General features: G+C 73.1%; 15 protein-coding genes. 8 read left to right on the top strand and 7 right to left on the bottom strand.

Annotated features, from left to right (window positions below):
* Positions 1-16 precede the first annotated feature (16 nt).
* From ureG to CFLA_RS03530, 5 genes are all read right to left on the bottom strand, one after another.
* A complete protein-coding gene (gene ureG / locus CFLA_RS03510; protein WP_013115941.1) occupies positions 17-856 on the bottom strand; it encodes an urease accessory protein UreG in 840 nt (279 codons plus the stop codon).
* On the bottom strand, positions 849-1,757 hold the full coding sequence (locus tag CFLA_RS21165; RefSeq protein WP_013115942.1) for an urease accessory protein UreF: 909 nt from the start codon (positions 1,755-1,757) through the stop codon (positions 849-851). The genes ureG and CFLA_RS21165 overlap by 8 nt, the downstream gene beginning before the upstream one ends.
* Positions 1,758-1,761: 4 nt before the next feature.
* On the bottom strand, positions 1,762-3,465 hold the full coding sequence (locus tag CFLA_RS03520; protein ID WP_013115943.1) for an urease subunit alpha: 1,704 nt from the start codon (positions 3,463-3,465) through the stop codon (positions 1,762-1,764).
* A complete protein-coding gene (gene ureB, locus CFLA_RS03525) occupies positions 3,465-3,803 on the bottom strand; it encodes an urease subunit beta (protein WP_013115944.1) in 339 nt (112 codons plus the stop codon). Before ureB ends, CFLA_RS03520 begins: the two co-directional genes overlap by 1 nt.
* A gap of 79 nt (positions 3,804-3,882) precedes the next feature.
* Entirely contained in the window at positions 3,883-4,185 is a 303-nt protein-coding gene (locus CFLA_RS03530) for an urease subunit gamma (protein ID WP_013115945.1), read from the bottom strand.
* 220 nt (positions 4,186-4,405) lie between these two features.
* Between CFLA_RS03530 and urtA the strand changes: the two genes are divergently transcribed.
* From urtA to CFLA_RS03570, 8 genes are all read left to right on the top strand, one after another.
* Entirely contained in the window at positions 4,406-5,692 is a 1,287-nt protein-coding gene (urtA, locus tag CFLA_RS03535; RefSeq protein WP_043598753.1) for an urea ABC transporter substrate-binding protein, read from the top strand.
* A 115-nt stretch (positions 5,693-5,807) separates the two neighbouring features.
* Positions 5,808-6,692, top strand: a complete 885-nt coding sequence (gene urtB, locus CFLA_RS03540; RefSeq protein WP_013115947.1) for an urea ABC transporter permease subunit UrtB — start codon at positions 5,808-5,810, stop codon at positions 6,690-6,692.
* Positions 6,689-7,918: an urea ABC transporter permease subunit UrtC gene (gene urtC, locus CFLA_RS03545; RefSeq protein ID WP_013115948.1), complete on the top strand. Its 1,230-nt coding sequence runs from the start codon at positions 6,689-6,691 to the stop codon at positions 7,916-7,918. Before urtB ends, urtC begins: the two co-directional genes overlap by 4 nt.
* Complete coding sequence (urtD, locus tag CFLA_RS03550) at positions 7,915-8,823, top strand: urea ABC transporter ATP-binding protein UrtD (protein ID WP_013115949.1); 909 nt, start codon at positions 7,915-7,917, stop codon at positions 8,821-8,823. The genes urtC and urtD overlap by 4 nt, the downstream gene beginning before the upstream one ends.
* Complete coding sequence (gene urtE / locus CFLA_RS03555; RefSeq protein ID WP_013115950.1) at positions 8,823-9,515, top strand: urea ABC transporter ATP-binding subunit UrtE; 693 nt, start codon at positions 8,823-8,825, stop codon at positions 9,513-9,515. The genes urtD and urtE overlap by 1 nt, the downstream gene beginning before the upstream one ends.
* 93 nt (positions 9,516-9,608) lie before the next feature.
* Complete coding sequence (locus CFLA_RS03560; protein ID WP_043599659.1) at positions 9,609-10,334, top strand: GntR family transcriptional regulator; 726 nt, start codon at positions 9,609-9,611, stop codon at positions 10,332-10,334.
* 237 nt (positions 10,335-10,571) lie between these two features.
* Positions 10,572-11,285 (top strand): acyltransferase family protein, encoded by a 714-nt coding sequence (locus CFLA_RS03565; protein WP_187291324.1) that lies wholly within the window; start codon positions 10,572-10,574, stop codon positions 11,283-11,285.
* Positions 11,227-11,439 (top strand): hypothetical protein, encoded by a 213-nt coding sequence (locus CFLA_RS03570; RefSeq protein WP_013115953.1) that lies wholly within the window; start codon positions 11,227-11,229, stop codon positions 11,437-11,439. The genes CFLA_RS03565 and CFLA_RS03570 overlap by 59 nt, the downstream gene beginning before the upstream one ends.
* A gap of 54 nt (positions 11,440-11,493) precedes the next feature.
* Here the strand turns inward: CFLA_RS03570 and CFLA_RS19425 are convergent, their stop codons facing one another.
* Positions 11,494-11,628, bottom strand: a complete 135-nt coding sequence (locus CFLA_RS19425; protein ID WP_013115954.1) for a methionine/alanine import family NSS transporter small subunit — start codon at positions 11,626-11,628, stop codon at positions 11,494-11,496.
* Complete coding sequence (locus CFLA_RS03575) at positions 11,625-13,202, bottom strand: sodium-dependent transporter (protein ID WP_013115955.1); 1,578 nt, start codon at positions 13,200-13,202, stop codon at positions 11,625-11,627. The genes CFLA_RS19425 and CFLA_RS03575 overlap by 4 nt, the downstream gene beginning before the upstream one ends.
* Positions 13,203-13,262: the final 60 nt, after the last annotated feature.

The raw sequence follows: 13,262 nt of genomic DNA on the forward strand, positions 1-13,262 counted from the left end.
CCGGCCGTCGGCCCCGTCACGCGCCCGGGCGCTCGTGCGCGAGCGGGTGGTGCCGGAGCTCGTGGGGGTGCGTGTGCGTGGTCCGCGTCCGCGGCTGCTCGTGCGGGTGGTCCCCCTCGGGGCCGTGCGTGTGGACCACGACGTTGCCGTCCTCGTCCGCGTGGCTGTGGGGGGCCATCGGGCCGGGGTCGACGGGGGTGTGCCGGCCGCCGCGCACGGCGTCGGTCATGCGCAGCACCCAGTCGGTCAGCGCGTCGACCGACGCCCGGTCGTGACGTGACAGCCCGATGACGGGTCCGCCGTCGCGGGCGTCCGCCGCGTCGGAGAGCATGCGCTCGACGTCGACCCCGACGTACGGCGCGAGGTCCGTCTTGTTGACCACCAGCAGGTCCGCGCGCGCGATGCCCGGCCCACCCTTGCGGGCCACGTCCCCGCCGCCGGCCACGTCGAGCACGAAGATCTGCGCGTCGACGAGCGCGGGGGAGAACGTCGCGGTGAGGTTGTCGCCCCCGGACTCGACGAGCACGAGGTCGAGGGGGCCGTGGTCGGCCTCGAGGTCCTCCACGGCGATGAGGTTGGGCGTGACGTCGTCGCGGATGGCCGTGTGCGGGCACGCGCCGGTCTCGACGGCGCGGATGCGGTCGACCTCGAGCACACCGGCCGCGCGCAGGATCTGCGCGTCCTCGTCGGTGTAGATGTCGTTGGTGACGACGCCCATCTCGATGTCGTCGGCGAGCTCGCGGCACAGCAGGGCGATGAGCGACGTCTTGCCGGTCCCGACGGGCCCGGCGACGCCGAGGCGGAACGCGCGGGCGGGTGCGGTGGGTGCCGAGTGGTCGGCCGTGCTCTCAACCATGGAACAGCCTCCGGGTGGTGCGGGCATGGGCCTGCGCCCACGCGTCGGTCAGGGGTGCGCCGGCCGACGGGATGTCGTCCGGGTCGGTCAGGTGGGCGACGTCGGCCGCCATGGCCGCGACCGCCGGGTGCAGGTCGAGCACCCACCGCGTCGTCGTCGCGGGGTCCAGGGGGGCGAGCTTGAGCGCGGCCGATGCGATCGTCTGCACGTCGTCGTAGCCGACGAGCAGCGCGACCTGGAGCGCGTCGAGGCCCGCGACGGCCCCGATGGCACCGGCGACGAGCGGTCGCGGGGGAGCGGCGCGGGGCGGGAACGCGCCGACGAGCTCGTCGGGCCACAGCGCGAGCGCGAGCCGCAGGTACCCGCGGCCGAGCCGCCGGGCGGCGTCACGCACGGCCGGGCTGGGCGTGCGCGCGGCCCACGCGTCCGCCACGGGCGTCAGGTCGTGCCGGTCCAGCCACCAGTGCCGCGCGACGACCGCCGCCCCCGCCTCGGTGGCGGTCACGGTCCGCAGCCGCGTCGCCGCCAGCGCGGGGATCCGGGCGACGTCCTCGGTCCTGGATCGACCCCGCGCGCCCGGCACGGTGGGGCTGGGATGACGGCTCGCGCCGAGGGGGGTGGGGTGGGGTGCGTCCGCCTCCCCCTGACCTCGCGAGACGTCATTCCGGCCCGGGGCTGGATCGACGGCTCGCGGGGGGAGGGTGCGGGGGAGGGTGGGGGGCGGGGGAGGGGGCGTGAGGAGGCCCGCCTGGACCGCGGGTTCGAGGCCCGCGGAGTGGGCGTGGGCGCCCGTCGGGAGGCGGGCGTCGGCGAGCATCGCGAGGACCAGGAGCGCGGCCGCGCTCGGGGCTGGATCGACGTCTCGCGCGCCAGGGGTGGTGGTGGGGGTGGGGGGCGGCATGGCGTCAGAAGAGGGAGTAGAGCTGGGTGAGGGGGAGGTGCTCCGCCGGGGCCGGCTCGATCACGTCGCCGTCGACGCGGATGGTGAACGTCTCCGGGTCGACCTCGATGCAGGGCAGGGCGTCGTTGTTGACCATCTGCGCCTTGCCGACGTCACGCGTCGGGCGGATGCCGACGAGTTGGCGGCGCAGGCCGAGGCGGTCGGCGAGGCCGTCGTCGAGCGCGGCCGGCGCGACGAACGACACCGACACGTCTGCGCCCGTCGCGTCCGCGAACGACGGACGCATGAGCACCGGCTGCGGCGTCGGGATCGACGCGTTCGGGTCGCCGAGCGCGGCCCACGCGATGGCGCCGCCCTTGACGACCACGTCCGGCCGGACGCCGAAGAACCGGGGGTCCCACAGCACGAGGTCCGCCAGCTTGCCGACCTCGACCGACCCGACGACGTGGTCGATGCCGTGCGCGACGGCCGGGTTGATCGTGTACTTGGCCACGTAGCGGCGGGCGCGCTCGTTGTCGGCGGGCAGCGCGGACGACAGTGGGCCGCGCCGGTGCTTCATGACGTGCGCGACCTGCCACGTGCGCGTGATGACCTCACCGATGCGGCCCATGGCCTGCGCGTCGGACGACGTGATCGACAGCGCGCCCATGTCGTGCAGCACGTCCTCCGCCGCGATCGTCGTGGCGCGGATGCGGGACTCGGCGAACGCGAGGTCCTCCGGCACGGCGGGGTTGAGGTGGTGGCAGACCATGAGCATGTCGAGGTGCTCGGCCACGGTGTTGACGGTGTGGGGGAGCGTCGGGTTGGTCGAGCCCGGGATGACGTGGGGGAGCGACGCGACCGTGAGGATGTCGGGCGCGTGCCCGCCGCCGGCGCCCTCGGCGTGGAACGCGTGGATGGACCGGCCGGCGATCGCGCCGATCGTCGACTCGACGAACCCGGCCTCGTTGAGCGAGTCCGAGTGCAGCGCGACCTGCAGGCCCCAGTCGTCGGCGGCCCGCAGCGCGGCGTCGATCGCGGCGGGCGTGGACCCCCAGTCCTCGTGGACCTTGTAGCCGCCGGCGCCGGCCAGGGCCTGCTCGGCCAGGCCCTGCGCGCTGACGGTGTTGCCCTTGCCGAGCAGGAGCAGGTTGACGGGCGCGGTGTCCAGGGCGCGGTGCAGCGCGCGCAGGTGCCACGCGCCCGGCGTCACGGTGGTCGCCTTCGAGCCCTCCGACGGGCCCGTCCCGCCACCCGCGAGCGTCGTCAGGCCCGTCGCGAGCGCCTCGTGCACCTGCGACGGCGACAGGAAGTGCACGTGCACGTCGATGCCGCCCGCCGTCAGGACGCGCCCCTCGCCGCTGATGACGTCGGTCGACGGGCCGATGCGCAGGTCGGGGTGCACGCCGTCGGCGACGTCCGGGTTGCCGGCGCGGCCGAGCGCGACGATCCGGCCGTCGCGGATGCCGACGTCGGCCTTGACCACGCCCCACCAGTCGAGCACCAGCGCGTTCGTGATCACGGTGTCGGGGGCGCCCTGCGCGCGCGTCGTCGACCCCTGCGCCATGGACTCCCGGATCGACTTGCCGCCGCCGAACACGGCCTCCTCGCCGCCGACCGTGAGGTCGTCCTCGACCTCGATCCACAGGTCGGTGTCACCGAGGCGCACCTGGTCACCCGTCGTCGGGCCGTACAGCGCCGCGTAGCGGGCACGGGAGATCTCGACCACTAGAGCGCACCCCCGTCCGTCTTGCCGCGCTGCAGCCCGGGCACGCGCCGCGCTCCGCGGATCACCACCGCGTGCACCGTGCGCGACGCGCCGGGCTCGAACCGCTGCGACGTGCCCGACGGCACGTCGAGCCGGAACCCGTGCGCGGCGGTGCGGTCGAAGGCGAGCGCCGCGTTCGCGTCGGGCAGGTGCAGGTGGGAGCCGATCTGCACGGGGCGGTCGCCGGTGTTCTCGACGACGAGCGTGAGCCGCTCCTCGGGTGTGCGGTCGCCGTTGAGCACGACCACCCCCTCCCGGGTCCGCACGGCCCCCGGCCCGTCCGCACTGCTGCCGGCCATGTGTCTCCTCCTGGTTCGTGCGACGAGCGCGAGGTTCCCGGGGGTCCGGGAACCTCGCACTCGCCGGTCGGGCGGTGCGTCAGGCGATCGGGTCGTGCAGCGTCACGAGCTTGCGGCCGTCGGGGAACGTGGCCTCGACCTGCACGTCGTGCAGCATCTCCGCGACGCCCTCCATGACCTGGTCGCGGCGCAGCACCGACCGCCCGTCGGTCATGAGCTGCTCGACGCCCAGCCCGTCCCGGGCACGCTCGAGCACCCACGTGCTCAGCAGGGCGACGGCCTCGGGGTGGTTGAGCCGCACGCCGCGCGCGAGCCGGTCGCGCGCGACCATGCCGGCGACGGCCAGCAGCAGCTTCTCGGTGTCGGCGGGGGTGAGCCTCATGACCGGCACCCTAAGGCGGAGCACGCTGCTGTATCCGCGTTCGTATACACCCGAAACCGGATGTTTACACGAGGCGTCGGATCGGCGAAACACGGCGTCCCTAGCGTCCTCGGCCATGGGCACCGGCCTGTATACGCCGCGGGACACAGCGCGGTGGGACGCGGTGGGTCGGCGCCCGGACCGGTACCGCACGCCAGTAGTCCTGACGAAAGGCACCCCGTTGACTGCACACACCTCCCCCACGTGGGCCGCCCGGTGGCGCGCGCTCGCCCTGTCCGCCACGGCGGTCGGCACCGCTCTCGCGCTGTCGGCCTGCGGCGGTGCCCGCACGGCCGACGCCGCCGGCGGCACGGCAGCCGCGTCCGGCGGCACGTCCTGCGTCGAGACCGACGGGGACACGATCAAGATCGGCTTCCTCAACTCGCTCTCGGGGACCATGGCGATCTCCGAGCAGACGGTCCGCGACTCGCTCGACCTCGCCGCCGAGGAGATCAACGAGGCCGGCGGCGTGCTCGGCAAGCAGCTCGAGGTCGTCGGCGAGGACGGCGCGTCGGAGCCCACCGTCTTCGCCGAGAAGGCGGAGAAGCTCATCAGCTCCGACTGCGTCGCCGCGGTCTTCGGCGGCTGGACGTCCTCGTCGCGCAAGGCGATGCTGCCCGTCTTCGAGTCGAAGAACTCGCTGCTGTTCTACCCGGTCCAGTACGAGGGCCTCGAGGCGTCGCCCAACATCTTCTACACGGGCGCGACGACCAACCAGCAGATCATCCCCGGCATGGACTACCTCAAGGAGCAGGGCAAGACGAAGGTGTTCCTCGTCGGCTCCGACTACGTCTTCCCGCGCACGGCGAACAAGATCATCAACGCGTACGCCGAGGCCAACGGCATCGAGATCGTCGGCGAGGAGTACGCGCCGCTCGGCCACACCGACTTCGCGACGATCGTCAACAAGCTGAAGTCGTCCGGCGCCGACGCGGTCTTCAACACGCTCAACGGCGACTCCAACGTCGCGTTCTTCAAGGAGTACAAGAACGTCGGCCTGACCGCGGACGCCGTGCCGGTCGTCTCGGTGTCGATCGCCGAGGAGGAGGTCGGCGGCATCGGCGTCGACAACATCGTCGGCCAGCTCACGGCGTGGAACTACTACCAGACGGTCGAGTCGCCCACCAACGAGGAGTTCGTGGCCGCGTTCAAGGCGAAGTACGGCGACGACCGTCCGACGTCCGACCCGATGGAGGCGGCGTACACGTCGCTCTACCTGTGGAAGGGCATGGTCGAGAAGGCCGAGTCGTTCGCGGTCGCGGACATCCAGGAGGCGGCCGACGGCGTGAGCTTCGACGCCCCGGAGGGCACGGTCACCGTCAACGGCGACAACCACCACATCGCCAAGACCGCCTACATCGGCAAGATCGACGCCGACGGCCTGATCTACCCCGTGTGGGAGTCCGACGGCCCGATCGAGCCGGACCCGTTCCTCGAGGGCTACGACTGGGCCGAGGGCCTGTCCTGACCCGCGTCCGACACACCAGGACGCGCCCCTGAGCGTGCGGTGGCCCGGTCCGACCCCTCGGCCGGACCGGGCCACCGCGCCGGGGACGTCCACACCCCACGGAAGGCGGCGCCGCATGGACGCCCTGTTCTCCCAGCTCTTCGCAGGGCTCAGCCTCGGGTCGGTGCTGCTGCTCGCGGCACTCGGCCTCGCGCTGACGTTCGGTCAGATGGGCGTCATCAACATGGCGCACGGCGAGTTCATGATGGCCGGCGCCTACACGGCGTTCGTGCTGCAGTGGTTCGTCCCCGACGCCGGCGTCTCGTTGCTGGTCGCGCTGCCCGTCGGCTTCGTCGTCGGCGGCCTGCTGGGCCTGCTGCTGGAGGTCACGCTGATCTCCCGGATGTACCGCAGACCCTTGGACACCCTGCTCGTGACGTTCGGCGTGGCGCTGGTGCTCCAGCAGCTCGCGCGCGACGTCTTCGGGGCCCCGAACGTCGACGTCCGCGCCCCGGCGTGGCTGTCCGGCGCCGTCCAGGTCCTCGGCATGAACCTGCCGAAGACGCGCCTCTTCATCCTCGCGCTGGCGATCGTGTGCGTGCTCGCGCTGTCGCTGGTCCTCAAGCTCACGCCGCTCGGGCGCCGCATCCGCGCCACGGTGCAGAACCGCGACCTCGCGGAGACGTCCGGCGTCTCGACGCGGGCCACCGACCGGCTCACCTTCTTCGTCGGCTCCGGCATCGCCGGTGTCGCGGGCGTCGCCCTGACGCTCCTGGGGTCGATCGGCCCGACGCTCGGCACCAACTACATCGTCGACGCGTTCCTCGTGGTCGTCGTCGGCGGCATCGGGCAGCTCAAGGGCGCGGTGATCGCGGCCTTCTCGCTCGGCCTGCTGCAGGCGACGTTCGAGTACTCGACGACCGCGAGCCTGGCCAAGGTGCTGCTGTTCGTCGTCATCGTCGCGTTCCTGCAGGTCCGGCCGCAGGGCCTGGTCGCGGTCCGCACGCGGAGCCTGGCATGAGCGCGGCGACGGGCACGGCCACGGGTGCCACGACGGGCACGGACGCCACGCCGCCGGCCCCCGCCACGACGGCCTGGTGGCGCGGCCCGGCAGCACGCGTGTGGATCGGCGTCGCGGTCGCCGCCGTCGTGCTGTTCGGCCTCGCGCCGGCGGTGCTGTCGGACTTCCGCCTCAACCTGCTCGCCAAGTTCCTGTGCCTCGCGATGGTCGCGATCGGCATCGGCCTGGCCTGGGGGCGCGGCGGCATGCTCGTGCTCGGGCAGGGCGTGTTCTTCGGCATCGGCGGCTACCTCATGGCGATGCACATGAAGCTGTCCGACGCCGGCCCCGGCGGGGTGCCCGACTTCATGCTCCTGTACGGCGACGGCGTGGTGCCGGGCTGGTGGGAGCCGTTCCGCAGCCCCGTGGTGACGGTGCTGGCGATCATCGTGCTCCCCGCCGGGATCGCGGCCCTGCTGGGACTCGCGGTGTTCCGCCGCCGGGTGCGCGGCGCGTACTTCGCGATCCTGTCGCAGGCGCTCGCGGCGGCGTTCGCGATCCTGCTGGTCGGCCAGCAGAAGGTCACCGGCGGCACCAACGGGCTCAACGGCTTCCGGTCGTTCTTCGGGTACGACCTGGCCGACCCGGTCAACAAGCGGATGCTGTACTTCATCGCCGCGGGCGTGCTCATCGCGATGGTCGTGGCCGTGCGGCTGCTCATGGCGTCGCGCTACGGCGAGCTGCTCGTGGCCGTGCGCGACCAGGAGAACCGCGTGCGGTTCCTCGGGTACGACCCGGCGAACGTCAAGGTCGTGGCCTACGCGGTCGCCGCGGCGTTCGCCGGCATCGGCGGGGCGCTGTTCGCGCCCGTCGTCGGCATCATCTCGCCCGCCGACGTCGGCGTGATCCCCTCCATCGGGTTCCTCGTGGGTGTCGCGATCGGCGGCCGCGCCACGCTGCTCGGCCCGGTGCTCGGCGCGATCGCCGTGTCGTGGGCCGAGACCGGGCTGTCGGAGCAGTTCCCGTCGTTCTGGACCTACTTCCAGGGGGCGCTGTTCATCGTCGTCGTCGCGTTCCTGCCGCAGGGCCTCGCGTCCTTGGGTGGCCTGTGGAAGCGGTGGCGGTCGCGGTCCGGCGACCAGGGCACGAGCCCGTCGTCCGGGTCGGACGCTCCAGACGACGCCGCGCCGGACGACGCCGCACAGACCGCCGCCGACGCGGCACGCACCGCCGGGAGGAACGCATGAGCGGGGACACCACGGGCGCCGCACCGTCGCCCGACGCGACCGCCCGCCTCGACACCGAGGCGCTCGAGTCCGTCATCGCCGCCCCCGGCGAGCGGTTCAGGCACGACTACCTCGAGGTGCGTGGTCTGCGGGTCGTGTTCGACGGGTTCGTCGCCGTCGACGGTGTCGACCTCACCGTCACGCAGGGTGACCTGCGCTTCCTCATCGGCCCCAACGGCGCCGGCAAGACCACGATCGTCGACGCGATCACCGGGCTGGCACCCGCCCAGGGCTCGGTGCAGTTCGGCGGCGTCGAGCTCGTCGGCAGGCCGTCGCACAAGATCGTGCGCGCCGGTGTGGGCCGCACCTTCCAGACCGCGAGCGTCTTCGACGAGCTCACGGTGCTGCAGAACCTCGACATCGCCGCGGGCGCCGGCCGTGGGCCGCTGACGATGCTGCGCCGCCGGCACGTCGTGCCGCCGGAGGTCGAGGCGGCGCTGGAGACCGTGGGCCTCGCGCACGTGCGCGACCTGCCCGCCGGCGTCCTCGCGCACGGGCAGAAGCAGTGGCTCGAGATCGGGATGCTGCTGGTGCAGGACGCGCGGCTGCTGCTGCTCGACGAGCCGGTGGCCGGGATGAGCCAGGCCGAGCGTGAGGAGACGGGCCTGCTGCTGCAGCGCATCGGCGAGCAGCGCACGGTCGTCGTCGTCGAGCACGACATGGAGTTCCTGCGGTCCTTCGCGTCGTCCGTCACGGTGCTGCACCAGGGGAGCGTCCTGTCCGAGGGGACGGTCGCGCAGGTGCAGGCCGACCCGCGGGTCGTCGAGGTGTACCTCGGGTCCGGGGCGCACGGCCGCGGCCGCGGCGCGACGGCTGCGGGTGCGCACGCCGACGCCACGCCCGCTGCGAGCACGGAGGTGGAGTGATGCTGGAGCTGCGCGGGGTGCACGTCGGGTACGGCCGCACGGCCGTCGTCCACGGCGTCGACATCGAGGTGCCCGACGGCGCGGTGGTCGCCGTCATGGGCCACAACGGTGCGGGCAAGACGACGCTCCTGCGGGCCGCCGTCGGGCTGCTGCCCGTGCGGTCCGGCACGGTCCTGCTGGGGGGCGAGGACGTGTCGCGGTGGCGGCCGCACCAGCGGGTGCGCGCCGGCCTGGCGTACGTGCCGCAGGGGCAGCAGTCGTTCGGGCAGCTCACCGCGCGGGAGAACCTGCAGCTCGTCGCCGACGTCGCCGGGCCGGCGGGGGCCCGGCGGCTCGACGAGGCGCTCGACCTGTTCCCCGCGCTGCGTGAGCTGCTCGGACGGCGGGCCGGCCTGCTGTCCGGGGGGCAGCGGCAGCAGCTCGCGATCGCGCGGGCCCTCATCACGGGGCCGCGGCTGGTCGTGCTCGACGAGCCGACCGAGGGCATCCAGCCCTCGGTGGTCGCCGAGATCGAGGACGCGATCGTGCAGCTCGCCGGGAACGGGTTGTCGGTGCTGCTGGTCGAGCAGCACGTGGGCTTCGCGCTCGCCGCGTCGTCGCGGTACTACGTGCTCGAGTCGGGGCGCGTGACGGCCGAGGGCGTCGGCGGGGCCGAGCAGGAGGGTGACGTGCGTGCGGCGATGGCGCTCTGAGCAGCGCCGGGACGGGCACGGTACGACGCAGGGGGCGGTGCACCGGGGCGTGCGTCCCGGGTGCGCGGGGGGCGGAGGGTTAGTCTCGTGATCATGTCCACCGGGCCGCGCGGTCTCACCGTGCCGGAGCAGCCGAGCGGCTCTGCCCCGGCAGGGTCGCTGCGTGAGCAGGTCTACCAGCGGCTGCGCGACGAGATCCTCAACGGCCGGGTCTCCCCGCGCGAGCGCCTCACCGAGCCCAAGCTGTCGAAGGCGTTCGAGGTGTCCCGCACGCCGGTGCGCGAGGCGTTGTCGCGGCTGCTGTCCGACGGGCTCGTCGAGCGCACCGACTTCGGGTACGCGGTCGTCGTGCCGTCGCTCGCCGCGCTGCGCGACCTGTACGAGCTGCGCATCACCCTCGAGCTCCGGGGCATCGCCCGCGCGATCGAGAACCCGCAGGTGCACCACGACACCGCGCTGCTGCGCGGCGAGCTCGCACTGTGGGACGAGATGCGCGACGACGTGCCGGAGCCGGACCCGAGCTTCGTGCTGCGCGACGAGGGCTTCCACCAGACGCTGTCGCGCGCGTCGGGCAACACGCAGCTCACCGGTGCCCTCGTCACCGTCAACCAGAAGATCCGCGCGGTGCGCATGCACGACTTCGTCGAGGAGGACCGCGTGACGGCCACCATCGACGAGCACCGCGAGATCCTGCGGCTCATGCTCGACGACCGGCTGCCCGAGGCCCTGACGGCGCTGCACCGGCACGTGGGGGAGTCGCTCGAGGTCGTCATGGAGCGCGCCACGCAGGCGATGGCGAGGATGGCGACGGCGGGCTGACGGCGGATCCGCCCGAGACCCTTCGACAGGACGAGCCGCCCACGGTCGCCCACTGTCGACCGGACGTCCTCGGTCACCCGTCAGCGTCTGCTCGTCCCGGCGTCGGCGGGGCCCCGGGGAACCTTCTCGGCGGAAGGCGGACGGCGACTGCGTGCTCATCGGCTGGACGAGGGGACCGACGCGGCGGAGCGCCGCGGACGGTCGGTCGCCCCGGGCCGCATGCCGCTGCTCGACCTGATGCGGTTCGTCTTGGCCGGCGCCGTGGTGCTCTACCACCTGACCGCGACGCCGACGGTGTCGCGGTACCTCGACGCCCCGCCTGCGACCGCCTTTCCCGCGCTCAACGAGGTGAGCCGCTACGGCTGGCTCGGGGTCCAGGTGTTCTTCGTGATCTCGGGCCTGGTGATCACCCGCTCCGCCGCGCACGGCAGCCTGCGCACGTTCGTCACGTCCCGCGCGGTGCGGCTCCTGCCGGCGTACTGGGCCTGCGTCGTCCTCACCGCCCGCCTGCGCCTGCTCTGGGACGACGACCGCCGGCCCGGTGCGGGGGAGATCCTGCTCAACCTCACGATGGTGCAGGGGCAGCTCGGTGTCCCGAGCCTGCAGGTCGTGTTCTGGACCCTGCTGGTCGAGCTGAAGTTCTACCTGCTCGTCGCCGCGGTGCTGGCCCTCGGCCCGCTGACCCGTCCGCGGGTGCTGCTGCTGGCCACGGTGTGGCCGGTGCTCGCGCTCGTGGTCGAGCTCGGCCTCGCGCAGGACCCGGGCGGGGCGTCGGGCGTCGCGCTGCGGGGCGTCGCGGAGCTCCTGGTCCCGCCGTTCGCCGCGTTCTTCGGTGCTGTACGACAGCCGGGCGTCAGGCGTGCCGTGCGCCGATCTCCCGACACGGGCCGAGGTGAGCGCGGCGCTCGAGGAGCACGCCGACCTGGTCCGTGCGGTCGAGGCCGTCGGTGACGAGGTGTCCGTCGTCGTGTCGAGCCCGTGCGCGTCGCACCCGGAACGGGCGGAGGTCGTCGTGTTCTACCCGGGCGGCGACGACCGCCGCCGCATCACGGAGCTCCTGGCCGATGACGCCCTCGGTGTCCCCGTGTCCCTGCGCAACGCGTGACGGCGTGTGGAGGGTTGCGGGCGTGTGGTGACGGCACCCCTGCACGCGTCGGCCTCACAGGTCGCGGTGGAGCTCCGGTGCACCGCCGTCCGCGGAGCCGTGGCGCAGCAGGCTGATGACGGACACGACCAGGCCACCCCAGAGGACGGCCATGGCCACGAGCATCATGACGATCGCGATGGCGCTCATCGCCGGTCCTCCTCGTGCGTGGGTGCGGGCGGGGTCCCGGGTGGGGCCCCGTCGAGGTGCGTGCCCCGGCGCCACGGCAGCCGGGCCAGCAGGAACCCGACGACGGGCAGCAGGACGACCATGCCCCAGCCGAACACGACGAGCAGCCACGTCGGGTAGCCCTCGTAGGGTTCGGCGAGGTCGTCGCGCAGCGCGGTGACGAGCACGACGGTGAGCGTCAGCGGCGTGACGACGCTGGTGACGCTGCGCCAGAGGGTGCCGGCCCGCGGGTGGCCGTGCTCGTTGAGGTGGTCGCCGAGCTCGCGCAGCGCACGCACGGCCCAGACGACGACGAGCATGCTCACCAGCGCGACGACGAGGATCCCGTACTGGTTGACGAAGTGGTCGACGACGTCGAGCACGTAGATGCCGCTGGTGGTGCCGAACAGCGCGAGGCTGACGAGCGCGATCGGCAGACCGACGGCGAGGGTCGCGGCGAGGCGGGTGGTCTCGAACTTGTCGCGGAACGCCGAGATGACGACCTCGAGGACGCTGACGAGCGATGTGACGCCCGCGATGACGAGGGAGCCGAAGAACAGCACGCCGATGAGCGCGCCGGCGGGGGCCTGGCTGATGATCGTGGGGAACGCGATGAACGCCAGGCCGATGCCGCCGCTCACGACGTCGTTGACGGCGACCCCGGAGGCCTGCGCCATGAAGCCGAGCGCGGCGAACACGCCGATGCCGGCGAGCAGCTCGAAGCCGGAGTTGGCGAACCCGACGACGAACCCGGAGCCCGTCATGTTCTCGCGGCGCCCGGTGTACGAGGCGTAGGTGATCATGATCCCGAAGCCGATCGACAGCGAGAAGAAGATCTGGCCGAACGCCGCCGCCCACACCCCGGGCGAGGCGAGCGCGGCCCAGTCGGGCGTGAAGAACGCGTTCAGGCCGTCGACGGCGCCGGGCAGCAGCAGGGCCTGCACGACGAGCGCCGCGAAGGCGACGACCAGCACGGGGATGAACACGACGGACGTCGCGCCGATGCCGCGCTGCACGCCCAGCGCCATGATCGCGAGCACCGCGAGCCACACGACGAGCAGCGGCACGAGCACGCCGGGCACGACGTCGGTGGTGACGCGCACGTCGCCGGCCTGCAGGAAGTCGCCGAAGAAGAACCCTTCGGGGTCGTCGCCCCACGCCTTGTCGACCGAGAAGAACGTGTACCGCAGCGCCCACGCGATGACGGCGGCGTAGTAGACGGCGATGACGGTGCAGATCGCCACCTGCCACCAGCCGAAGCCCTCGGTACCGCGCCGCAGCCGTGCGAAGGACAGCGGCGCCGAGCCGCGGAACCGGTGGCCGAGCGCGTAGTCGAGCAGCAGGAACGGCAGGCCGGCGGTGAGCAGGGCGAGCAGGTAGGGGATGACGAACGCGCCGCCACCGTTCTCGTACGCCACGTACGGGAAGCGCCAGATGTTGCCCAGGCCGACGGCGGAGCCGATCGCGGCCAGGATGAAGACGCGGCGTGAGCTGAACCCGCCCCGCCGCCGCACCTCCTCGGTGCGGCCCTCCGTGGGCGCCGGTGTGCTGCTCATGGGCGAGTCTCCCCCCGTCGGGCTCCTGGGACGAGACTGGTCGATCCCGGCGTCCCGGGC

The organism is Cellulomonas flavigena DSM 20109 (assembly GCF_000092865.1).
Lineage (GTDB): Bacteria > Actinomycetota > Actinomycetes > Actinomycetales > Cellulomonadaceae > Cellulomonas > Cellulomonas flavigena.

Excerpts from the sequence above, each read along its gene's own strand:
- urtD (WP_013115949.1), top strand. The coding sequence starts at position 7,915 with ATGAGCGGGGACACCACGGGCGCCGCACCGTCGCCCGACGCGACCGCC.
- urtC (WP_013115948.1), top strand. The coding sequence starts at position 6,689 with ATGAGCGCGGCGACGGGCACGGCCACGGGTGCCACGACGGGCACGGAC.
- CFLA_RS03530 (WP_013115945.1), bottom strand. The coding sequence starts at position 4,185 with ATGAGGCTCACCCCCGCCGACACCGAGAAGCTGCTGCTGGCCGTCGCC.
- ureG (WP_013115941.1), bottom strand. The coding sequence starts at position 856 with ATGGTTGAGAGCACGGCCGACCACTCGGCACCCACCGCACCCGCCCGC.
- CFLA_RS03565 (WP_187291324.1), top strand. The coding sequence starts at position 10,572 with ATGCGGTTCGTCTTGGCCGGCGCCGTGGTGCTCTACCACCTGACCGCG.
- CFLA_RS19425 (WP_013115954.1), bottom strand. The coding sequence starts at position 11,628 with ATGAGCGCCATCGCGATCGTCATGATGCTCGTGGCCATGGCCGTCCTC.
- urtE (WP_013115950.1), top strand. The coding sequence starts at position 8,823 with ATGCTGGAGCTGCGCGGGGTGCACGTCGGGTACGGCCGCACGGCCGTC.
- CFLA_RS21165 (WP_013115942.1), bottom strand. The coding sequence starts at position 1,757 with ATGCCGCCCCCCACCCCCACCACCACCCCTGGCGCGCGAGACGTCGAT.
- ureB (WP_013115944.1), bottom strand. The coding sequence starts at position 3,803 with ATGGCCGGCAGCAGTGCGGACGGGCCGGGGGCCGTGCGGACCCGGGAG.
- CFLA_RS03560 (WP_043599659.1), top strand. The coding sequence starts at position 9,609 with ATGTCCACCGGGCCGCGCGGTCTCACCGTGCCGGAGCAGCCGAGCGGC.
- CFLA_RS03575 (WP_013115955.1), bottom strand. The coding sequence starts at position 13,202 with ATGAGCAGCACACCGGCGCCCACGGAGGGCCGCACCGAGGAGGTGCGG.
- urtB (WP_013115947.1), top strand. The coding sequence starts at position 5,808 with ATGGACGCCCTGTTCTCCCAGCTCTTCGCAGGGCTCAGCCTCGGGTCG.